The sequence below is a fragment of the Flagellimonas flava genome (assembly GCF_050617915.1).
GTDB classification, from domain to species: domain Bacteria; phylum Bacteroidota; class Bacteroidia; order Flavobacteriales; family Flavobacteriaceae; genus Flagellimonas; species Flagellimonas flava_A.
The window spans coordinates 1-228 of record NZ_JBODQE010000263.1 but is presented as its reverse complement, the minus strand read 5'-3'; the positions used below and the strand labels follow the sequence as shown (position 1 = coordinate 228).

Genomic DNA, 228 nt, shown 5'->3' with positions numbered 1-228 from the left:
CTTCTCTTTCATCCGATTCCCTTCCTTGTATTTTAGAACGAATTCCGTTTTGGTAACTGCTCGTAATTCTTCCCCGTATTGATAGAACAAATTCCCATCGTTCTTAACAATCGTTTCCTTGAATTCATCCATCACATCAGTATAGATAGAGGTATGCATCCAAGCCCTTTTTTCATTGAAACCTTGGTACACAAAGAATTGTCCCCAAGTTACTGGACCGTAGGCATT

The 228-nt window shown here is 39.5% G+C and carries 1 protein-coding gene; it reads right to left on the bottom strand.

The genetic code is table 11. The features are described from left to right. Positions 1 to 228, bottom strand: a 228-nt coding sequence (locus ACRHOZ_RS21785) for a penicillin acylase family protein (protein WP_431130539.1), incomplete at both ends; no start/stop codon positions are given.